Origin of the sequence: Gilliamella sp. ESL0232 (assembly GCF_013346885.1) — a bacterium.
In the GTDB taxonomy this organism is placed as follows: domain Bacteria; phylum Pseudomonadota; class Gammaproteobacteria; order Enterobacterales; family Orbaceae; genus Gilliamella; species Gilliamella bombi.
The window spans coordinates 74,335-96,242 of record NZ_JAAEDW010000011.1; the positions used below are offsets into that span (position 1 = coordinate 74,335).

The window sequence follows — 21,908 nt, forward strand, 5'->3', positions numbered from 1 at the left end:
ACACTATAATCAATTATTATACTGGAGGAATAGACCAATATGGTGGGATTGACTAAAGAGGAAGCGGAAAAACGATTATTTAAGGTCAAGGATGCCGATGGATTACGTGATTTAATACAGCAATTAGATATAAATACCCATGGAAAAACTACCATTCTCTATTCGGGGATGTTAGATTCTGGCATGCATACATCACAGATTATCGACCAATTAAAAAATAACTCTTCTCTTCGCCTTATCGATAATACCGAGGCATCTAAATTTTTAGCTGATGCTACTGTAGATGATTCACCGTTAAATCGCAAGTTAAAGCAAATATTTGGTGTAAAGGGCAGGGATGAGTTACCTAGCCAAGCATATGAATTCCTTTTTGGCTCAAATAGCAATGGCAGCCGTCAACCTAATGGCGCATGGGATGCTATTTCTAAACGCTTTGTTGATGGTGCAGTGGGTGATGTTCGTGTACTTGGTGGGTTTGGAATGGACTCGGGGCGGGTTTTTGCTGCCACAGAATTACCGGCATTATTGAATAATCCCAAAGTGAGGTCAGTCAATGGTATTCCAACATCGGTATTAAGATCTATCGAACAAACCGAGGGAATGGGGCGTGCTTTTGAGCATATTAAAAATATTGCCGGTTTAGATGCGGCAGGCACTAAATTAGCGCCAGATAATATTGAATTTTGGTTAAAATTTAATAGCCCTGACAGAAAGTTTATAACTTATGATTATTTTGACAATCTTAAAAAGACTTATCTCAATTTATCGCCAGAAATGCAGAAAAGTATTGATCGAACTTCTCGTTATCTAGCGTCAGCTAACGATAAAATCACAAATTATCTTTCTGCTTTGGGGCATGCTATGTGGGGAATTGGTTTTTTTATCGCATCGGAAGAAGTTCAGGTTGCACTTGATAGAGGAGATGCTGGTGAGGCAAGGCGAATATTACTTGAGTTTGTTGGTGTTAGAAAAATTAGTGACAATATATTAGAGTTATTTTTTGGGAAATAGCACCGATTCTAAGTTTTGTATATTTGCAAGTTAAAATGATGGTTGTTTTGTCACCAAACTCTGTAATAAACAGACTCATTACACTTTTCTTTTTTGGAATTGCATAATCCATTTTTTGAATCTTGTTGTATCGCTAGTTAGATGATTTTTTTACTGAGTCATTAGTCGGTAAAACCTTACGTTTCTTGATGTATGGCAAATAATACGATTTAAAGGTTCTACCGCATTTTTCTGTTATTTTTTATGACTTAAATTCTGAGGTATTTTTTATTTAATGCTGTTTATATCACCAATTTATTCATAATATCCGTTAATTTACCTAAATCTTCTTGGTTTTTATTCCTTTGGATAGTTCTACTACCATCTCTCAACCTATTTTTTACTCGTTAGAGATGTTCAAAAATAGTCAAATACACAAATTTATTTACAGAATCAATATTGGTGTCATTTTTTCAAAATAAATATGAATGAGTAACTTATTTTGATAAGTTTGTTCTATCTCAAATCAATCAATACCTAGCACCATTCGCCCATTCTTAGTTGCCACATTAATCACATTGTCTAAATCGGTATAACGGCATCCTGTTACTAACAATTTAAGTTCTTCCCACATATTACCCGTTGAAAATGGTAACATATAATCACTAACATTATCTGTGCCAATAGCAACAGGAATACCAGCAGCCGCCAGTTCATCAACAGGGGTTAATGAGTTACGAGTAGGGCCTTGTTCTTCACGACGAGGGCTATCGATCCAAGCAAAAGGACAAGCAATAACCATCATTTTGGCCTCTTTCATTTTTTTGTAGAGTTTTTGGCGATATGCTAAACTATGCGCGGTGATAGAAATGCTATGGATAGCAACAACTCGCCCGTGCATACCATGCTCAAGAGTTTTATCGGTAAGTTGTTCTGTTTCGATTTCATCTTGTGAGTTAAATTGGTCAACATGTACATGCACCATTTTACCCAATGACTTACCTGTTTGCATTAACACATCAAGATGTTTAAGTCCCATACCTTCACCATGATCACGCTCATCACGACGCGGTAAACCGCCAATAATATCAACTAAATCAGCTCCTTTATCAAACCAATAACGTGCTTCTTTATCAATAACACCTTTAAGTGTTTGATTAACTAATTTAATGGTGATGTCATTTTTATAAGTTTCTCGTGCTCTTAAGGCACCTTTAATTGCTCGTTCTTCAGCAATAGGATCAATATCAACAAACGATCCCATGGCACTTACACCTTGCTCAATCATACGCTCAACCGCCATACTAAAATGGCGATAGTAATCATCTTCACTCATTGATGCTTTGACTTTATCTAATGTATCCCATTTTTCAATTAAAGTCTGTTTTTGATAGACATCAAAACTATCAACCGAAATAGTAAAAGCACGATCAGCATGCATATGTGCATTAACCCATCCGCCTTTTTGCTTAATATTATTCATTAAATAGGCTTTTAAACTTTGGTCTCTTGTGGTTAATAACATGTTTTTATGTTCAATCATAATATGCCTCTACAATTCAATCTAAATGAAGTTGATAAAATCGGACGCAATAGGCAAAAAAAATCCCCCAAAAAGGAGGATAAAATGGAATCAATAATATTAATGATTAAGATTACTGAGTTACAATTGATCATTGTGCCTACACCGTGTCGATAAAAAACTGCAGAAATTCTAACCAAAATATTTTTAATAGCAAGTACTATAATTTATAAAATATATAAATAAATGAAATGGTTAAAGTATTATTTTTTAGATTTTTTACTTCAAAAAATAGTTTTTAATAAAGTTAATTACCAATAAATTAAGAAATAAAATCATAACTAATTATTTAATAACAATAATTAGTTGTCACAAAAATGAGATTATTAACCTTAAATACTGCTTTTTGATATTAGCAGTAGCAAGCGTATACTACACAAGCAACTTATTTTGAAATATAGGTAGTCTACTGACATGAGTCAATTAAATATTATTGCCACAATCACAGTTAAACTAGAATTCTATGACGCATTTCAACCGATATTTAAACGATTAGTTGCAGGTAGCAGGGCCGAAACAGGTTGTGTGCACTATGAGCTTAACCAAAGTATTGATAACCCCAATATCTTTATTGTGATCGAAACATGGGTATCACAGCAGGCAATTGATTTTCACAACACAACGCCACATTTTGTTGAATTTGCCAACTTTGCTAAAGAACATACTGATAGATTAGAGATTAATATTGCCAAACAAGTAATATAACTTAAAAGATGATAGTAGCTAACATTTGGGGTTAACTACCATATTAATTAATCAAACAGTTCGATTTTTATATTCCGTGAATCACTTCGACCCATATCGTCAAGCACTAAAATTTTAAAAGTCCCGCTTTGTGTTGGGATCCAGTTAAGAGCCTTCCGTGGCTCGGTTTGCCCAATAAAACTGTTATTAACAAACCAATAAAGTGATTTAACATCACCATCACAATTAGCAGTAAAACTAATTTGTTCATTTTTTTGTTTAGTGGTTCTAAATTGATAAACTACATTTTTAAGAGGCGAAGTTATTTTTGGCGGTTCGCCTAAAAAATTTTGTGATGAATGACAATGTTTGGTTGATGGTGGCGATTTTTTAGCAATCCCGGCTTTAGCAAAAACAGCGGCTAAATCTGACGGCCAATATTCAAAAACAGCTAAGTGAGAGGTTGCTAAATCATAAGGAGGACAAACAGCTTTACCTGTTTGATTGTCGACCATAACGGGTCTAAAAATGGTATCGGGATTAATTGGCGACACACCCGGAATAAACCACGTTTTACCTTTTGCCTTGCACCATTGAGTCAGTAGATTGCCACTGGTTAGACAAATATCGATACGCTTTAAATTTGGAGGTAATGGGCGATTAGGTTCACGCAAGTTAGGATAATAAGCGTTAATACTTTCAACGATATTAAAAAAGAGCGGTGTGGCGGCATCGACGCCTACAAAGGCATTATTACCACTACCATCAAAGTTACCAAGCCAAACCACCATAGCATAGTTACCAAAAGTTCCAGCTGTCCAAGCATCACGAAATCCCCATGATGTACCTGTTTTCCAAGCAACGGGTACCACCTTTTTTTGCATTTTGCTAAGTACATCTTGTGGGCGGGTATTTTGTTTCAACATATCAATGGTCATAAATGCTGCTTGTGGACTTAACAGCTTTTGTGGTTCGGGTGAGTCGTCGGCTTCAATAAATTGCAATGGCTGCCAACGACCTTCGTTGGCTAGCATGGCATATAACCCGACTAACTCTTGTGCACTAACTTCACCACCACCTAACACTAAAGATAAACCATAATGCGACTCATCGGCGAGTTTTTGGATATGGGCATTGACCAAAAATTGATAAAAAGAGGGATTATGTAATTTAGAGGCCACCGATACAGCAGGAATATTACGGCTATGAATTAATGCATCGGTTGCCGAAATAGGGCCACGAAAGTTACGATCAAAGTTTTCTGGCGTGTATGAACCAAAATCAGTGGCCACATCTTTTAAAATTGTACGAGGATGTAAAACACCTTGGTCAATACCAAGCGCATAAATAAACGGCTTAAGTGTAGATCCGGGTGAGCGTTTAGCAAGTGTACCATTAACTTGACCTTGAATAGAATTATTAAAATAATTAGCCGAGCCAATCAGTGCCTTAACCTTCATTGTTTGGGTATCAACCAAAATTATCGACGCATTATTAATACCTTTTATGCGATTTCGCTCAATAAACAAATTGACTTGCCGACTAATGATTTTTTGCAGATTATTATCTAACGTAGTTTTAATTTCTTGAGCATCGCTTTGCTGTTGTTGAATGATTTGATTAATAAAATGCGGTGCACCAAAAGGCATTCGTTCTGGTTGACGCAAAACCAACTTTTGCGAAAAAAGAGCGACAATATTGCTATCAACAAAATATTTTTCTTGCCAACGCTCAAATAATTGATTTCTTGCTTTAACTAACGCTTTGCCAGCAAATCCTGTTTTTCGATCAACTCGATATGTTGGTGATTGAGGTAATACCACCAAAGTTAACGCCTCGGGCAAATTGACTTGTGAAGGTGGTTTATTAAAATAGATAAATGACGCAGCACCAATACTTTCAATATTGCGACCAAAAGGGGCATAATTTAAATACGCTTCTAAAATATCATGTTTAGAATACATCAACTCTAACTGTATAGCCCTAGCAATTTGATGCAACTTCCCACCAATGGTTTTAGTATTTAACCGCCAATGCATTCGCGCAAGTTGCATGGTAATGGTTGAAGCACCTTGACGATTTCCACCACCAAGATAGGTTGCTCCAAAAGCCCTAATTAGACTAAATGGATTAAAGCCAACATGATAATAAAACCACTGATCTTCGTGCAGTAACAAACCATTAACAATATCAGGCGAAATATCTTCTAAAGGCGTCCATAAACGATAACGATCATCATTGGCTAATGTCATTCGAATTAGCTGGTTATTATTATCATAATAGCGCTTTGAAAAAGTAAGTGATTCAGAAAGAGGAGCATGAGATAACAAACGAATAATAAGGATCGCAATAAATAATAGTAACAAAGCCATTAATTTATTTTGATGACGAATAATAAACCTAAACATATTTAGTCAAAAGCTTAAAACGCATGTATTAAAAAACACCACCAATGCGTTCACATCGGTGGTGGTTAAATTACATTTTATCAACAGTTTTAATGCCTAGCATATCAAGGCCAGTTTTAAGTGTTTTAGCTGTTAAAGAAGCTAATTTTAAGCGACTTTGTTTCAGGCTTTCGTTTTCGGCTGCTAAAATAGGGCAGTTTTCATAAAAACTTGAAAACAGCGTTGCAATTTCATAAAGATAAGCACAAAGCACATGCGGTGTACCTTCGCTTGCCACGATTGAAATAGTCTCATCAAATTGAATTAAACGAGTTGCTAAAGCACGCTCTTTATCAGATTCCAAACTAATATTAGCTGTTAAGCTATCTTCAGAAATATTGGACTTTTTAAAAATTGATAACACACGGGTATAAGCATATTGCAAATAAGGTGCGGTGTTGCCTTCAAATGACAACATATTATCCCAATCAAAAACATAATCAGTAGTCCGATTTTTAGAAAGATCAGCATATTTAACTGCACCAATAGCCACCGCATCGACAATTTTTGCAAGCTCACTTTCAGAAAGATCTGGATTTTTGTTACGAATTAAAGTTGTTGCGCGTTCACACGCTTCATCTAGTAAATCATTTAATTTAACAGTATCGCCAGAACGGGTTTTAAACGGCTTACCATCTTTACCTAACATCATACCAAACATATGGTGTTCAAGCTTTAATGATTCTGGTACATACTTAGCTTTGTGAACAATAGCCCAAACTTGCTCTAAATGTTGATGTTGGCGGGAATCAGTATAATAAAGAATACGATCGGCATGTAACGTTTCGTAACGGTATTTAGCACAAGCAATATCGGTTGTTGCATAAAGGTAGCCACCATCACGTTTTTGGATGATAACACCCATCGGTTCGCCTTCTTTGTTTTTATACTCATCAAGAAAAACAACAATCGCCCCTTCACTTTCAACCGCAAGCCCTTTCTGTTTTAAATCGGCAACAATATTAGGTAGCATGCTGTTATAAATACTCTCACCCATGGTATCTTCAAGCGATAACGTAACATTTAAACGCTTATAAGTGGCAATATTTTGCGTCATGGTAATATCAACTAGCTTGCGCCACATATCACGACAATATTCATCGCCACCTTGTAATTTCACTACATAATTACGAGCTTTTTCGGCAAACACTTCGTCTTCGTCATAGTGTTTTTTAGCAACGCGATAGAATGACTCTAAATCTGAAAGATCCATATCATTGGCATGTTCATTTTGCATCTTTTCAAGATACGCAATTAACATACCAAATTGTGTTCCCCAATCACCAACATGATTAGCACGAATAACATTATGACCTAAAAAAGATAAAACACGAACGCTAGCATCACCAATAATAGTTGAACGCAAGTGTCCAACATGCATCTCTTTGGCGACATTAGGCGCCGAATAATCAACTACTATAGTTTGCGGTTTGGCGGGTAAAGTAATATTAAGCTTATCACCACTTAAAGCAACTTCATTTTGCTCAGCAATCCAGCTATTTTTCAAAAAGATATTAATAAAACCAGGACCTGCAATTTCAACTTTTTCGGCGATATCATCGATATCTAAATGTTGCAAAATAGCTTGGGCAAGATCTCGAGGTGGCATACCAAGTTTTTTGGCAACTGACATAATGCCATTAGCTTGGTAATCACCAAATTGTGCTTTGTTTGATTGTTTAATTAAAGCGTCACAGTTCTTATCCGCACCTGCCATAATCATAGCTTGCGAAACACGTTGCGTTAATAATTGTTGAATATTCACACTAAACCTAACCAATTATAATAAAATGCCCAATATAATACCGACAAAGTGATGAATTGTCACTGATCGCATAAAAAGGGAGGGATCCTTTTTATTAAAAAGAGTGTAAAAAATCAAATAAAATTGATGCACAGCCAAAATGTTTTAATCAAGCTTTAGTTTTCATCAAAAAACAAAAATATAATGTAATTGTTTGATTTTTCTAAAAAATCCCATTTATGAAAAACTTCAATAAAATCAATGCTCTACCTGAGCAATTTTAGAGCGGAAAAATACTCTCACAACACTGTGTAAGATCAATATGAATTTATGTCCTGACTAATATTGACAAATACCCACTTGGAAAAAGAGATAAAAATGGATACTAAATACAGGCTAAATTGAATAATAAATAAGCGTATTGTAACACGTTAGAAGGTATTTTTTATCAAATTTGAATTGGTTGTCCGTGATGAGATATTTCAATAAAAAACTCACGAAAGGGTCATATTGCTAGTGTCTATAAATATCGTCAATTGGTATAACGATATTAGCATGTTGTATGATACGGTTAAAAATGTAAAGAAGGATCATGATGAATACAAAAGCTCAACATCCCCGAGTAATATTTTTATTGCGCATTTCTTTTAAAAACATATCTGAATAAGAGCTTAAATTATCTTGATTTTTACCAAGCGGGTATTTTTTCCCTAATTTGAGCAGCCAATCACTAAAATGATGTAAAAATAATTTATTATCATTATCGATTTCAAATATTGCAGAATCAGAATAAGAATCAACTAATAAATCTAATATCTCCAAAAAAGCTTTATCATTTTTTAAAATCTCATCAACTGTAATTGCTTGAAGATATTTTATTATGTCTATTATCTGAGATAACGTTAAAATAGTTGGACCATTTTTTATATTATTTAATATTTGTTGGATCATAGCATTTATCTAAAAATTAACATCTCATTCTATTTATATAGTAGATGAATTTTGTACTTTTTGAACAATTTTTAGAACGATAATTACAGATGTAATATAATTGGGGAATTAATATGATTAATATAGATAATTTTTATGACTACGAAAAAAAACTGACTGATAAAGATTTAAATGCTTGTGAAAAGAAGTTAGGTATCACAATTCCAGATTCTTTAAAACAGCTTTACCTTAATTGTAATGGCGGAATGGTATATAAAGATATTTGGAAAACAACTGTTCCTCCATACAAACTTCAAGTTTTTAATTTTATTCCTATAAAATATAATAAAGCATTTAAAAATGACCCAGATTTTATCATGGAAGGTATTGCCTTCAAACATTGGGACGATAAAAAGTTACCTAAGGAGCTGTTACCTTTTGCTCGCGATTTAAGCAATGGTTTTTTGTGTATAAATATTAATACTGGTGCGATATATCAATATCTCAGACTAGAATGGGACGATACGCTAAATACAGAACAAAATTTTAAAAAAAATAGCATTTATTTATCTGATTCATTAGAAAATTTTTTGAATTCCTTAACTTATGATGAAGAGCAAGATCAAGAAAAAACCGTTGAAGATGAAGATATTAAACCAAGAGCAAGCAACAAATTCTATGACTCAGAACAAGCAATTAATACCGCTGACCTAAATGAGATTGAAAAACTTTTAAAGATAAAAATTCCTGTTCAATTAAGACAATTCCTGTTACACCACAATGGTGGAATGCCAGAGAATAATGCTTGGCTGGATCCTGAAGGTGAATTTGAATGGGTTGCAATCCATGAGCTCATACCTGTTAAATACTATAAAAAATTTAATAATAACAAGAACTATTTAATGCCTTTTAAAGCAGCAGATTTATGGGGTAGAAAGTTATTACCGGAAACTTTTTTACCTTTTGCGATTGACGCAGGTGGTAATTATTTCTGCATCGATATTAATAATGGAAAAATATACTACTATACTCTTGACACATGGTCAGACAATTTATCTTTAACGGATAATCAAGATAAGAGTACTCTTTTTCTATGCAATAGCTTTAATGAATTTATTTCTAAATTAGTGTGTGAAGATGATCTAGATGATTTATATGGTTTATAAATAATAGCCGTCAGGTTAATCTGCTCCCAGTTGGTATTGAAGACAATATTTATACATAAAAATTGGCTTATATTACAATACTTTCAGGTATTATGCTCCAGATATTGTCCACTTTGTTCAGCTTGATCCGTTTTAGGTTTTTAGTCAGGTTTAACCTGTGTCAGTGTGTGATGGATTGGCTTGAAACCATCAGTGGGATTGAATAGTGGTAATGATAAACGGAAAAGGAATAGAGGCTTCTCATCAAGTTAAATATGAGGTATTTATGGCTTTGGATTTTATGGCATCAAAAAATGAAAAGAAAATAGATGAAAGCACACCAGTATTTTCATTTAGGAAATTTGATTATGATAAATTACTCAATAATGCGAAACCATTAAGTCAGTATCCAATAATAAAAAAAATTGATGATTATTATGCTGATACTACCATTTTATATGGTGAAATTCAGCCTTTGATAAAGGAATTAAAAAGCCTTATTAAAACAAAAAAATTACATCTTGAAACAATTATTCATTTCATTGATTTTCTGGAAAAATCATTCAATGATGGTTTAAATATATATGTATACTGTGACTAGGTGTTTTTATTAATACCTCAAAGTAAAAATTATGTCATATATTCATGGAAACTAAAATGGAAACCATATTCAATATTAAATATAAAAATCCTATAGGCGATATTGATAATGATATAGATGATGAACTAACTCATTTTCAATATGCATTGGAAGAATTGAGAAGATATGTTGATTGTGAGTTTTTTATTAAACTGAAAGGCACTTACAAAGTAAATATTGATCTTTATCTTTATCCTGATATAACAGTATGTTATGAAGAAATAGTTAAGTCAATCAAACGAGTAAAAAATAATTGGACAGGCAAAGATGATATTTGGTTTTGTGAGCAAGGTTCAGATTTTTACTTCTATTATGACATTAATGATAAAGGTGTAGAACTTGAATATAAGAAGGGACCAGATGTAGGTATATATAATGGAAAAATTCCTGATATGAAACTTTCTATCAGTAAAATAGAGTATGTACAGGTTTGGGAAACATTATTTGAGAAATTATCTATGCTTATTGAAGAAAAACTTAATAAAAAAATTAATTTACCCTTTTAATAATATTTAAAGGTATTTAATTTTTTGTAAAACCTAAAAACATTAAATTTTTACAAGGAGGCCCTCAAGGAACTACAAATTAGTGTAAAATCAAAAAAAAGTGGTAAAATTTGTTACAAAAAAATTATTCTATTGATTCTAATATCTGTCGTGTAATATGGTTATGACGACACTAAAGGAACAGGGCATAGCTCTTTGCTCCATATAAGCATTAAACGTTCAAATGGAACAATGGTGAGTATCGATATAGATGAATAACTTTTCAATTGAACATTTAATTTCTGTCATAGAAAAAGGCAAGGTTAGAGGATTTGATGAAGTAAAGGAAATAGATGGTGAATGCTATTTATTCCAATACGCACTGAAAAAGAAAAATGGATTATATAATACGTATTTTTTCTATATCATAGAAAAAGATGGAAATTATTGAGGATTATGGTACAGAAGAAATTAAAGAATTCTCAAATATAATCGATGCTTTTAATTATTTTAAATCATTGGATGTCAATGTTGAGCATTTTGGGAGTATAAAAGGAACTTTGCCGTTTTAACCAAAGAAATAACTTCAAACTATTCTTCTTTAATTAAATCATTTGATAATCAAAAGGCACCACAAGTATCAATTTTAAAGTTGATATTTAAAAATAGAAGCTGACTTACACAATGATTTCATGGGAACTCTTATTTTGATATAAGCAAATTTCTTTAGTTAGGTCTTTAATGAAACATTAAAAATTTCAACAACGGATGTTATTTATAAAAGTGGCCGTGATATGTAGAAGAATAATCAAAATGAATTTTAAATGATTTTATCAGTAAGAAACTTTGTTAAATAATTTCTATTACGGAGTATGAATATTATGCTTGTTAAAGGTAATCTTTATCCAATAAAGGATATTATCTCTTATGTGAAAGGCAATATTGAAAGAGGTGATGATTTTTGTCTCTATAGTGAATCTGATGAAGATTTGCTAAGTAATAAAAGTTATTACATTGATGACTATCCAGATGTAGATGATAATGGAAAAGAAATTTATCCGCCTCTTGTGTTAAAAAAGAAACTAAACTATCTTTACTCAGGTCAACAATTTGCTGATGTAGTCGATTCAGTTATAGATCAGAAACCTTCAGCTACTACAAATGAATTTATAAAAGCATTAAATTATTATTCTGAATATGACAATTTTTTAGATCTCTAATTTATTAAATTTCTGCAATAATATAAATTATTTAAATAACAGGGATATATTTGGCCTTAGCCTCATTTTTATGGCGATGGCCACCAGCACCAGATAAGTATCATCATCCGATATCAAACAGACCATCGGCGCAACCTGATGCAAACCGTGAAATATTGTGGGAATGCAGCTTTCAGTTATGGGGAAATCCATGGGAATTAAACCGGAGAGTCTTAATATGCTAGATAAAGAATTACTTGATATTTTTGGTCAAAAGCTCATTAGTCGTGTTAGAGATCAGTCAATTTTTGAATTTGAAGGAATGGTTCAAGGTAAAATTAAATCTGCAAATATGGTTAAATTAAATAATGAATTAAAAATATTTGATAAACATCAGATTGAAATTTTAAAAAAAGTAGTACTGACTGCTATTGATAGTGTTATTTACAATACATTAGATATGCTAGAACAAAATGAAGAAAGTATAAGATTATTAATATCTCAAGAAGGTAAAAATGAAAAAAATATTGTTGATATCAGTGATGGTTTATCAGGTGAACTATTCACAAAAAAAGGCTGGGTAGAAAAATTTAGTAAATATAAATAATTATTATCTATTAGTAGTATTTTGTTTTATAGCTATACAAGTTGGTGCAAAGGGCGGATTACAAATGAGATAAAACGAGTCAATTGGCACATAAACTAACAGTGGAACAGCATATTTATTATAATTATTATAAAAATAAATAGACGTAGGGAAATGCATCACAGTAGTTTATAGTAAAACTAAATAGCAGTCAGCGACAGTGTAGTAGCTTAGATTTAAACTTCCTTCTAAGCCATGGAGAGTTTCATGACTTTTGATGATGAAATAAAAATTAAACTTTCTCAATTATCAGAACCAGCAGAGTTGATCGATAACTGGGAAAATATTGCATACCAATTATCTAATTCGTTTGAGTGGAAAGGAACCAAAATTGATTGGTCAAAAACTCTTAAACACAAAAGTAATCAACTTTTTGGAAGCTATTCTAATTGGTTATTTACAATAAAAAAATTTATTATAGATAATGATATATCCGCTAAAATTAGAGAAAGCGGAGATATTTACTATATAAATGATTCATCTTTAAATTTTGCAGTACATTTAAAATTTAATCAATTTGATAGTTTTCTAGCTTTTGCTGTAGAAAGCATCCCTCAACATCATTATTTTTTTGATTCTTTAAATAAATGGTGTCTTGTTATAAGTTCTGAGGGATTTATCGATTTTGGATTATCACTAAAAAAGTCTGTTTAATTTTATTATTTGAAACCCAGATATAGGTAAATTTACTCAGCTAGACCTGATTGGGTTATTGGGTAGATTTAATCTGTTTCTGTATGCGCCTAATTCTCTAACGTGAATTAATCGATTAGCAAAGAAAGTTTGGTTGTATAAAAAACGGCAAAGTCTATAGAGTTATTAGACAAGATGAAAACATAACTTTTGGACTTTTTTAACTAAACTCGAATAATATATGGTTGCAGGACATGTAACTAATTAGGTATTTTATGAACATTATAAATTCTGATGTTAATGAAAAGATTATCGACGTAGTTGGAAAAATTAGATTATTAAATAAGTTAGATGAAAAAACAATGAATGATCTCTATTCTTCACTAGATGAAATGGTAACTAATTATAAAGAAAAAGATTTTATTTCAAAGGAATTAGCATATAATCTTTTAGTCCTGCATGATAACTTAGAAGGTGCTTTAAAATTTGGCTCTTATGAAGACATGAAGTATATAAGTAATATTAATTCAAAAGTAAGCGAATATATTGAAAAAATATTTTTAAGTTAAAAAGAAAAACTGAAATTAAATTAGGTTGGCTAATAGTACTACCACTATGACGCTGAACACCACCTGAGCAAAGTCCGCATAGAACGACTGTCCAGAAGAACTGCCCGATGCGAACGGCGAAATACTGAGGAAATGCAGTTTTCAGTTATGGGGCAGGGGTATTCAGGAAATTGAGTATGAATCAATATAGCAAGATTTTATTAGATATCAGAGATAGTATTTAGATAAGGTCTGGATTACATTATAACACTGAAAGACCGCATGAGGCATTAAATAACATAACATCGATTGGGTATAAAACACCAAAACAAGCAGCTTAATTTTCTACGTAAGTTGTGTACTAAGTCTAGAGGTATTTACAAATTTATTTTCTGAAAAGAGCTGGTATTCCTGAAAAAAAACAGATAGATTTTATAAAAAATTAGCAAATGTTGTTAATGGAGATATCATGCAACAAGTATATGAACTTATACCTTCATCAAATGAAAATAGTGGTATCAAATTTGGAGGAGGTGCATTTATTGATGGCAAGTGGCCCCAAAATCCATTAGGTGAAAATTTAACATTATTATTCACAATTGATAATGATAAATTATCTGATTCTATTAGTGGAATTAATCTTCCTAAAGATAAATATATTTCCGTATTTTCAACTTATAATGAAAATAGATATTTCTTAGACGATATTGTTTATTTTGGTGATGATGCAGAACTCGATCACTTAAAATCAGGATTTACAAGAGTAACGTTAACAGGCATATCAAAGCTATGCGAAAATAGTAATAGCCTTGCTCCTCAATATCTTGAATTAAAAAAAACACAATTAAAGAATAGTGATTATCCAACATTTTCTTTTTTGTCAAATAAAATACCCAAGGGAATTGTTGCTTGTGAAAAATTAATGCAACAATATGATTTTATTGGTCAATTATATTCATCAGATATTCCAGTTCATGATGGTGGAGCATTATTTTTATCTGATGCTATTGGGTATTTATTTTTAAAAAAGAAAATTGATGATTTTAATAATGCGGGTCTTTTTTTTGTTCAAATGGCATAATTATTTTAACATAACTATCTGACAGCATCGAAAAGTATTATACCCTCTCTGGTGCTAAATACCAGTTTAAAAACGGTCGCAAAATCCGTCTGCAATGCAAAGCCAGGAATAAAAGCATAGCAAAAAGCAGTAGAAAATTAAGAATGACTAGAGTATATGTAACTGATAATGATGGCAATAACATTCACAATATACGTGTTCCAAATGAGCGCAATACTTGAGAGCTAATTGAAGATATTTTTGGTGAAGGTTTTTCACATAATAAACTACACCCTAAAACTGTAAACTGAGGCTATGAATATCATAGAATTCCAGAATCTACAGTTCCATTCGATAATGATCTTCAACATATAAAATGGTATGACTGGCAGACTAAATAAGGGGCAGACGGACATGTATTTTATGATATATGGAATTAATTTATGGACCTATTATTTTCGACATATACCAATTTTTTTGGTACAAACATTGAGAACGATAAAGCAATAGAAATTAGAAAAGTTATTATTCATACTTTCAGAAAACCTTTTGTTAAAAAAGATATAAAGACTCATGGTCCTTTATGGAATCACTATATAGCGCCAAAAGGGGCGATTGATATTACTAATCTTGATATAGATAAAAATATACAGGGTTATGTATTAGTCGATGGAAAAGGAAAAAATATGTACTTATTTTTATCTTCTTTGAAAAACTTTTTATCATATCTTGAAAATAGAAATGATGGTTTATTTCCTGCTATCTATTTTGTTAATAAAGACTTTACCTTTTGTCTTGGAGAAAATGGCGAAAGAGGAACAATGCAACCTATTTATGTTTATAAAGGAGGGGAAATCTAATAAAATATCGATATATGTGCCAAATAAAGAGAAATAGCAAACAATTGAAGGGCTGAGCCTAATCGTTTCTCAAGAGCTAGATTTAAGTATAAGGGTGATGGATATCAAATATATGGACATGGCACGGATTTTTCCGCGGAAGCCAAATGGCTAACATCTAACTTAGCAAATGGTCTAATGGCTTGTATTACCAATACCTTAAATAAGCAGAATCATAGAACTGATGTAATATGGGAACCTTTTCGTAGTGACAATAATGGGGCTCAGATTTTATTAGATGGCTCAGGATATTAATTTATGAACGAGAATATACTATACAATTTTTTGAAAAATAAACCATCCTTTTTAGATTATGATGATGAACTAAAACTAATAGGTATTATGACTAAACTACCTATGAGTTGGTTCATTAAAAATAAAGATGAATTTATTTGTGCTTTAGACCAATTACATGACTCACATACGGATGGTGGATTTTTATTACAAGAGGAATGTGACGATATTATATTTGATAATTTTTGTGAATGGCTAAGAGAAGTAAATAATAAAACCGGCATACCTACATTAATGTATATTGATGATTTTTCAAGTGTTGGACTTAATAAATTTAGAGAAAGTATTAGAAAAGATGAAAATACAGATAAGTAAGATCTAAACAATATTAGATCTAAATCTTTATACGTCTTGAATTGGTATTTAGGGGTGTTATTATCATAATTTATTAAGAAAAATGTTTAGTCAATAAATATTTAACAAAATAAAAGGCTATTCATTAATACTAGAAAGTACCGGAAGAACTAACCGATGCAAACGGCGAAATACTGTGGGAATGCAGCTTTCAGCTATGGGGAAAACTGATTCATGAAATCGAACACGAATCAGTAGAGCAAAACCTCAGATATCAGGGACAATATTTAGACAGAGAAACTGGCTTACATTACAATACCTTTAGGTATTATGATCTGGATATAGGTAGATTTACTCAGCCGGATCTGATTGGGCTGTTGGGTGGCTTGAATCCGTATCAGTATGCACCTAATGGTTTGTTGGGTGGAACTGTGGGGGGGCTGCTTGTCCAAATCATGGTAATGGAAAAAATACGATGGATTAGCTCATAATAATTTTATTGACAATATTATTAAGGATGCTAAAAATCACGGTGCTAGAACCATCCGAAAGTAGATATTAAAAGGTAATGTAGTTGGTAAAAATAGACCAGATATTCAATTTGATTTAGATTGTAAACACCATAATATTGAAGTGGATACAATATTAAAGGGTAGCCTTGGACATCAAAATATAATTCCAAGACTTGATCCTAATGCCAGAAATACATTTTAGTTAATTGACGATTCAGGAAATATTTTAAATGGCTTTTCAAGATATGAATAAGATGTTAGCGTTTTCCATAGTTAATAGTAATCTCACAGAGATTGAAAGTATTATTCAGAATGGATTAAACTGGTTGTATGAGCCTCAAAAAAGTAGAAAACTAATTGAAGAAATACATTTGAATATTCAAAAAGGTGGCTATTTCCCACCAGTAGGAGCTTTTTATTATTCATGTGTGAATGATAATAAATTAATCTTTGTATCTAATTTATCTGATGGTTGGGATTCCTTACTTTATTGTATAACGGAAGCAAACCATTCAAGCTATCTATCATTTAGGATACTAAGTGGAGCTTACCCTTTAATAGAGATGAGTTTTACTGATTCTGGAGAAACTGTCCGCTTAGTTAGGGCAATGAAAGAAGATAAATGGCTTTTTTATGAAAAAGGTGATCTTTTGTGGTTTGAAGACAAAGAACAATATAATAAAAAGCGAATTAGAGATAGGGTTACCTATGATCTATTACTTTCATATTCAAAAAAGAATGATATCGACTTTTCTTCCTCTAATTTTTTTAAAACAAAAAAAGAATCATTATGGGTATATACAATACGATAGTTTTAAAATAGCGAAACAATAAAGGTTACTAGCACAGCTGTAAAAGTAAGCTTTACCTAACCCACGAAGGCAAACACTACAACCATACCTGTTCCTGTGGGACTGTTTAAGGATAGCTTAGGAAACAGGCTGAATTATCCTACCAGCTTGTATTCCTATACTAACCTGAACGGCAGCCAGAAAGAACTACCAGATGTGAATGGCGAAATACTGTGGTAATGCAACTATCAGATTTGGGGTAAGGGCATTCATGAAATCAAACACGAATCATTAGAACAAAACCTTAGATATCAGGAACAATATTTAGACAGAGAAGACAGCTTATGTAAATACCCCAAACTTAGTACACAACTCACGTAGAAAATCATGCTGCTTGTTTTAGTGTTTTATACTCAATCGGTGTCATGTTATTTAATGCCTCATGCGGTCTTTCGGTATTATAAATCGTTAACCATTCTTCGGTTATTCTCCTTGCTTGTGCTAAGTTGTTAAAAAGATATAAATCGAGTACTTCAGTACGATAGGTACGATTAAATCGTTCAATATAGCCATTTTGATAAGGGCTACTAGGCTGGATATAATCAATGGTTATATCATGTGATTTAGCCCAGTTTATAAAGGTTTTTCCTGTAAATTCTGGCCCATTATCGACCCGTATTTTTAATGGATACCCATGATATTCAGCCAGTTTATCTAAGTAACGGGTAATCCTTCCTGCTGGTAAGCTTACTGCAATATCAATCCCTAACGCCTCACGATTAAAGTCATCGATGACATTGAATGTCCTAAAGCGACGTTGATTACGACTACTGTCACTCATAAAATCCATTGACCAACATTCACCTTGTTTATTGGGTGCTGATAGCCTTTCTGGGCTTCGTGGAGGAATGCGCTGTTTACGCTTTATCCTGAGATTAAGCTTTAATTGGCAATACACCCGTTTGCATCGGTAAGCTCTTCCGGACAGCCGTTGAGGTCGGTGTGGAAGTACATGACTCTTTCTGGGTCATTACCTCGTTTATCTATCCGCGCCAGTGGTTCGTAGCTGTTCTGGTCGATATAGATATACAGGCTGGTGGGGTGATTCGGGCCGGTTTCCTGAATCATTCTTAAGCCGTCCCACAGGAAGCGGGTACGGTTGTAGGGTTTGCCTTCGCGGTCTAACTTCTGTTTTTCGATGCGTCTGCCAAGGGCGTCATAGAGGTAGCGGTATCGTTCGGTTTTGTTGAGCTGTTCGATGCGTACTTCGCTCAGGCGGTGTTCGGCGTCGTAGTGGTAGTGCTGGGTGGCGCCGATGCTCTGTTTGGTTTGGGTTCGGCCGTGCTCGTCGTGGCGGTAATCGGTTTGGCCGTGTTTGCTGTGTTTTTTGCTTACCATCCTGTCTAGGTTGTCGTGATGTATTTACTTTCTATATGTATAATTAAATAAAACTAAGGTTCATATAAATAATATGAATCTTCTGTTAAATATAGAACTTCCTTTTTACTATTGGTCGAAATCGGTGAAATCAGAAATTCTCGCATATCACCCATATCTATTGATTTTTGAATAAAATTTATTAGTTCACTTTTTGAAACTTTAAACATTTCTCCTTTTATTATTATTTTTTCCTTAGAATTGCGACAATCTTTTGCAGCCTATGCTTATTGGTACAATCACAAATGGTTGCATTCATCGTTATGTTATTTGCCACCGATAGAGTTTAACTAACAACCACTCCTTAATTTTGTTGTTTGAATATGTGTTGCCATTCCACTATTTTAAGGGATAGTTACAATTTTAGAATTTTTTATAACTAATCTAATTGAAAATATATTCAACTCGATTCACATATAGTCCGATCTTTATATGTCAAATCAATTTCCTTACAGAATTTAATTCCCTGTAAGCCAGCACTTAAAATAGCCGATTTTACTTTATTATTGATCACAATTAAATTTGGTTGTTCTTTGCATCTAACAATATTATAACCATCAGGTATATCGTCTAATATTACTGTATATAAAAACATGTAAGCAGGATTATTTGGATCGAAATTAGTCAACTGATATTCGCTTTTGTTCATATCACAACAATCTATCTTTATTATGGGATTTATCACACTAAAACCATCAAAAATTTCATTTCCATATATTATTTCGGCATTAAAAAATTCAACTTCTGTTGGCACTACACTTTCAAGAATAGCCCTGAGCTCCAGGCTAACTAACTCAGGTCCAGTAGTAGATAGCATGTGACACTTTTTTAATTTATTAAAACAGGATTTATTCTTAGCTTTATATTTTAAAGTACAATCAAGACCTTTAAGGCTAATCCCCTCATTAAATAGTGAGAAATCCATGGATATATCATGGAGATAATCAAGCATATTATATGTATTTTCTTCTATTGAAATTATATAGCTCATCTTTTCACCACCTAAATTCAACAAGCATTATTTAACTTTGTAACTATCCCCTAAAATAGTACAGCAAAAAAGTAGAAAATTCTCTATGATAAAAGAAAAGGGGATTTAATTATGAAAAAAATGACTGAACATCAAATCGTGGCTATTTTAAAAGAAGCTGAAGCGGGTATTCCGGTTAAAGAACTGTGCCGTAAATATGGCATGGGTAATTCAACTTTCTATAAATGGCGAGAAAAATACGGCGGAATGGAAACTTCGGATATCAAACGCTTAAAGGAGCTGGAGGCTGAAAACCGCAAGCTTAAGCAGATGTTTGCCTAACTGAGCTTAAAATCCCAGCTGTAGGAAGAAATAATAAAAAAGCTTTAGTGCCCACAAAGGCACGTAAAACGTGGGCACAGCAACTAAAACAAAATCATTCAGTTACTATTGCTATGAGTTGTGCCATTGTTGGCTTAAGCCGTTGTGCTTACTATTATCAACCTAAGTTACAGGATGATTCAGTGATTATTTCGGTGTTGAATGCTATCACGGACAGGCATTTACGCTGGGGCTTTCCTAAATGCTTTAATCGTATCAAAAAGCTCGGCTATAAATGGAATCATAAACGGGTGTATTGCCAATTAAAGCTTAATCTCAGGATAAAGCGTAAACAGCGCATTCCTCCACGAAGCCCAGAAAGGCTATCAGCACCCAATAAACAAGGTGAATGTTGGTCAATGGATTTTATGAGTGACAGTAGTCGTAATCAGCGTCGCTTTAGGACATTCAATGTTATCGATGACTTTAATCGTGAGGCGTTAGGGATTGATATTGCAGTAAGCTTACCAACAGGAAGGATTACCCGTTACTTAGATAAACTGGCTGAATATCGAGGGTATCCATTAAAAATACGGGTCGATAATGGACCAGAATTTACAGGAAAAACCTTTATAAACTGGGCTAAATCACATGATATAACCATTGATTATATCCAGCCTAGTAGTCCTTATCAAAATGGCTATATTGAACGATTTAATCGTACCTATCGTACTGAAGTACTCGATTTATATCTTTTTAACAACTTAGCACAAGCAAGGAGAATAACCGAAGAATGGTTAACGATTTATAACACCGAAAGACCGCATGAGGCATTAAATAACATGACACCGATTGAGTATAAAACACTAAAACAAGCAGCATGATTTTCTACGTGAGTTGTGTACTAAGTTTGGGATATTTACAAAATTGATCTTCTACCCCATTTTGTTCTTGAGTATAAATAGCTGCTTTATTGCCTTTTAATTCCTTAGTTTTTAATATCTTTTCATCTGGCGAATATTCAGGCGGATTTCCACACCCTAATGAAATTTGCCTACCATATTTTCGTTCTTTTTTTGTACAAAATTTAAATTATTAATCATTTTTAAACGAACATCATTCGATAAATCATTTTTTACTAATGGATAATAATGGACTTCCCAGTGATTCATCGCCATAATAAATTCTTTTAATGTATTTTTTGCATTTTCTAAATTCATTTAGTTTAGTTCTCCTATTTGTTAAATATTTTACTCAACACAATCTTTCCATTTTTCACCTCTAACATAAGCTATTAGTTCATCTGGATTTTGTGGTTCATCAGGAATTTTCAAAATTGAACCATAGCTACAATAACCAATAATTGATGTCTCTATATCACTTAAATAATCAAAAGCAACCGCGGGTATATCATTGTAATCCAAATCAGATAAGTTATCTTTTATATACACAAATGTAAAATTATATATCTTTTTTCTATTCCATTTAAATTGGATTAGTTTTTCGAAAAATTCATCCATTAATTTCTCTGAGTTATCATTCAGATTCCATGATCGCATTATTCTTTTTAAATCTGTAAATGCTTCTTTTTCATCAATAATAAGTTTCGCCATTTATAAGTTAATTCCATTCAATTCGATTAAGTAGCTTTTGATAT

General features: G+C 32.7%; 25 protein-coding genes and 1 pseudogene. 16 read left to right on the plus strand and 10 right to left on the minus strand.

The features are described from left to right. Window positions 1-39: 39 nt before the first annotated feature. Window positions 40-1,011: a hypothetical protein gene (locus tag GYW75_RS11200; protein ID WP_174799402.1), complete on the plus strand. Its 972-nt coding sequence runs from the start codon at window positions 40-42 to the stop codon at window positions 1,009-1,011. Between the two features lie 505 nt (window positions 1,012-1,516). On the opposite strand, the gene GYW75_RS11205 is transcribed toward GYW75_RS11200, so the two are convergent. Then, the gene (locus GYW75_RS11205) at window positions 1,517-2,533 is read right to left on the minus strand and encodes an amidohydrolase family protein (protein WP_202961539.1); all 1,017 of its coding nucleotides are present in this window, start codon (window positions 2,531-2,533) and stop codon (window positions 1,517-1,519) included. A 453-nt stretch (window positions 2,534-2,986) separates the two neighbouring features. On the opposite strand from GYW75_RS11205, the gene GYW75_RS11210 reads away from it, so the two are divergent. Continuing rightward, on the plus strand, window positions 2,987-3,277 hold the full coding sequence (locus GYW75_RS11210) for a putative quinol monooxygenase (RefSeq protein ID WP_174799403.1): 291 nt from the start codon (window positions 2,987-2,989) through the stop codon (window positions 3,275-3,277). 47 nt (window positions 3,278-3,324) lie between these two features. Here the strand turns inward: GYW75_RS11210 and pbpC are convergent, their stop codons facing one another. The 3 genes from pbpC to GYW75_RS11225 all read right to left on the minus strand — a co-directional run bounded on the left by pbpC (window position 3,325) and on the right by GYW75_RS11225 (window position 8,398). Continuing rightward, window positions 3,325-5,628: a penicillin-binding protein 1C gene (gene pbpC / locus GYW75_RS11215; RefSeq protein WP_238786475.1), complete on the minus strand. Its 2,304-nt coding sequence runs from the start codon at window positions 5,626-5,628 to the stop codon at window positions 3,325-3,327. A 106-nt stretch (window positions 5,629-5,734) separates the two neighbouring features. Further along, the gene (argS, locus tag GYW75_RS11220) at window positions 5,735-7,468 is read right to left on the minus strand and encodes an arginine--tRNA ligase (protein WP_174799405.1); all 1,734 of its coding nucleotides are present in this window, start codon (window positions 7,466-7,468) and stop codon (window positions 5,735-5,737) included. Window positions 7,469-8,056: 588 nt separating this feature from the next. Continuing rightward, a complete protein-coding gene (locus tag GYW75_RS11225) occupies window positions 8,057-8,398 on the minus strand; it encodes a hypothetical protein (RefSeq protein WP_174799406.1) in 342 nt (113 codons plus the stop codon). A gap of 113 nt (window positions 8,399-8,511) precedes the next feature. On the opposite strand from GYW75_RS11225, the gene GYW75_RS11230 reads away from it, so the two are divergent. The 13 genes and pseudogenes from GYW75_RS11230 to GYW75_RS11285 all read left to right on the plus strand — a co-directional run bounded on the left by GYW75_RS11230 (window position 8,512) and on the right by GYW75_RS11285 (window position 17,544). After that, window positions 8,512-9,543, plus strand: a complete 1,032-nt coding sequence (locus tag GYW75_RS11230) for an SMI1/KNR4 family protein (protein ID WP_174799407.1) — start codon at window positions 8,512-8,514, stop codon at window positions 9,541-9,543. Window positions 9,544-9,754: 211 nt separating this feature from the next. Then, entirely contained in the window at window positions 9,755-10,123 is a 369-nt protein-coding gene (locus GYW75_RS11235; protein ID WP_085166158.1) for a hypothetical protein, read from the plus strand. Between the two features lie 56 nt (window positions 10,124-10,179). Further along, entirely contained in the window at window positions 10,180-10,668 is a 489-nt protein-coding gene (locus GYW75_RS11240; RefSeq protein ID WP_174799408.1) for a hypothetical protein, read from the plus strand. Between the two features lie 416 nt (window positions 10,669-11,084). Further along, window positions 11,085-11,219, plus strand: a complete 135-nt coding sequence (locus GYW75_RS12600; protein ID WP_255456993.1) for a hypothetical protein — start codon at window positions 11,085-11,087, stop codon at window positions 11,217-11,219. 309 nt (window positions 11,220-11,528) lie between these two features. Then, entirely contained in the window at window positions 11,529-11,867 is a 339-nt protein-coding gene (locus GYW75_RS11245) for a DUF7716 domain-containing protein (RefSeq protein ID WP_174799409.1), read from the plus strand. A 190-nt stretch (window positions 11,868-12,057) separates the two neighbouring features. Continuing rightward, complete coding sequence (locus GYW75_RS11250) at window positions 12,058-12,453, plus strand: hypothetical protein (protein WP_085166131.1); 396 nt, start codon at window positions 12,058-12,060, stop codon at window positions 12,451-12,453. Window positions 12,454-12,699: 246 nt separating this feature from the next. Further along, a complete protein-coding gene (locus GYW75_RS11255) occupies window positions 12,700-13,146 on the plus strand; it encodes a type IV secretion protein Rhs (protein ID WP_174799410.1) in 447 nt (148 codons plus the stop codon). Window positions 13,147-13,400: 254 nt separating this feature from the next. Then, window positions 13,401-13,694, plus strand: a complete 294-nt coding sequence (locus GYW75_RS11260; protein WP_085166133.1) for a hypothetical protein — start codon at window positions 13,401-13,403, stop codon at window positions 13,692-13,694. A 448-nt stretch (window positions 13,695-14,142) separates the two neighbouring features. Further along, entirely contained in the window at window positions 14,143-14,754 is a 612-nt protein-coding gene (locus GYW75_RS11265; RefSeq protein ID WP_065610599.1) for a hypothetical protein, read from the plus strand. 422 nt (window positions 14,755-15,176) lie between these two features. Next, window positions 15,177-15,593, plus strand: coding sequence for a hypothetical protein (locus GYW75_RS11270; RefSeq protein WP_085166134.1), 417 nt, complete (start codon window positions 15,177-15,179; stop codon window positions 15,591-15,593). A 297-nt stretch (window positions 15,594-15,890) separates the two neighbouring features. Next, on the plus strand, window positions 15,891-16,241 hold the full coding sequence (locus GYW75_RS11275; protein WP_174799411.1) for a hypothetical protein: 351 nt from the start codon (window positions 15,891-15,893) through the stop codon (window positions 16,239-16,241). A 140-nt stretch (window positions 16,242-16,381) separates the two neighbouring features. Beyond that, window positions 16,382-16,639: pseudogene (locus GYW75_RS12835) on the plus strand (RHS repeat domain-containing protein); the annotation flags it as partial. A gap of 323 nt (window positions 16,640-16,962) precedes the next feature. After that, window positions 16,963-17,544, plus strand: coding sequence for a hypothetical protein (locus GYW75_RS11285; protein ID WP_174799412.1), 582 nt, complete (start codon window positions 16,963-16,965; stop codon window positions 17,542-17,544). Between the two features lie 364 nt (window positions 17,545-17,908). Here GYW75_RS11285 and GYW75_RS11290 read toward each other — a convergent pair whose 3' ends face one another. The 3 genes from GYW75_RS11290 to GYW75_RS11300 form a co-directional block, all read right to left on the minus strand. Next, a complete protein-coding gene (locus tag GYW75_RS11290) occupies window positions 17,909-18,481 on the minus strand; it encodes an integrase core domain-containing protein (RefSeq protein WP_174799413.1) in 573 nt (190 codons plus the stop codon). Next, the gene (locus tag GYW75_RS11295; RefSeq protein WP_174799414.1) at window positions 18,466-18,921 is read right to left on the minus strand and encodes an RHS domain-containing protein; all 456 of its coding nucleotides are present in this window, start codon (window positions 18,919-18,921) and stop codon (window positions 18,466-18,468) included. The genes GYW75_RS11290 and GYW75_RS11295 overlap by 16 nt, the downstream gene beginning before the upstream one ends. Window positions 18,922-19,360: 439 nt before the next feature. Beyond that, a complete protein-coding gene (locus GYW75_RS11300; RefSeq protein WP_202983977.1) occupies window positions 19,361-19,951 on the minus strand; it encodes an imm11 family protein in 591 nt (196 codons plus the stop codon). 111 nt (window positions 19,952-20,062) lie between these two features. On the opposite strand from GYW75_RS11300, the gene GYW75_RS11305 reads away from it, so the two are divergent. Continuing rightward, window positions 20,063-21,135, plus strand: a protein-coding gene (locus GYW75_RS11305) for an IS3 family transposase (RefSeq protein ID WP_411579531.1) whose coding sequence is annotated in 2 segments (ribosomal slippage) — window positions 20,063-20,270 and window positions 20,270-21,135 — 1,074 coding nt in all. Because the reading frame shifts where the segments join, the coding sequence is not laid out codon by codon here. Window positions 21,136-21,139: 4 nt separating this feature from the next. Here the strand turns inward: GYW75_RS11305 and GYW75_RS12840 are convergent. From GYW75_RS12840 to GYW75_RS11320, 3 genes are read right to left on the minus strand one after another with little or no spacing between them, the layout of a single operon-like run. After that, window positions 21,140-21,301 (minus strand): NTF2 fold immunity protein, encoded by a 162-nt coding sequence (locus tag GYW75_RS12840; RefSeq protein ID WP_174799422.1) that lies wholly within the window; start codon window positions 21,299-21,301, stop codon window positions 21,140-21,142. Continuing rightward, window positions 21,292-21,471, minus strand: a complete 180-nt coding sequence (locus GYW75_RS11315; RefSeq protein ID WP_065609568.1) for a hypothetical protein — start codon at window positions 21,469-21,471, stop codon at window positions 21,292-21,294. The genes GYW75_RS12840 and GYW75_RS11315 overlap by 10 nt, the downstream gene beginning before the upstream one ends. A 30-nt stretch (window positions 21,472-21,501) precedes the next feature. After that, window positions 21,502-21,864 (minus strand): hypothetical protein, encoded by a 363-nt coding sequence (locus GYW75_RS11320; protein ID WP_065609570.1) that lies wholly within the window; start codon window positions 21,862-21,864, stop codon window positions 21,502-21,504. Window positions 21,865-21,908 lie beyond the last annotated feature (44 nt).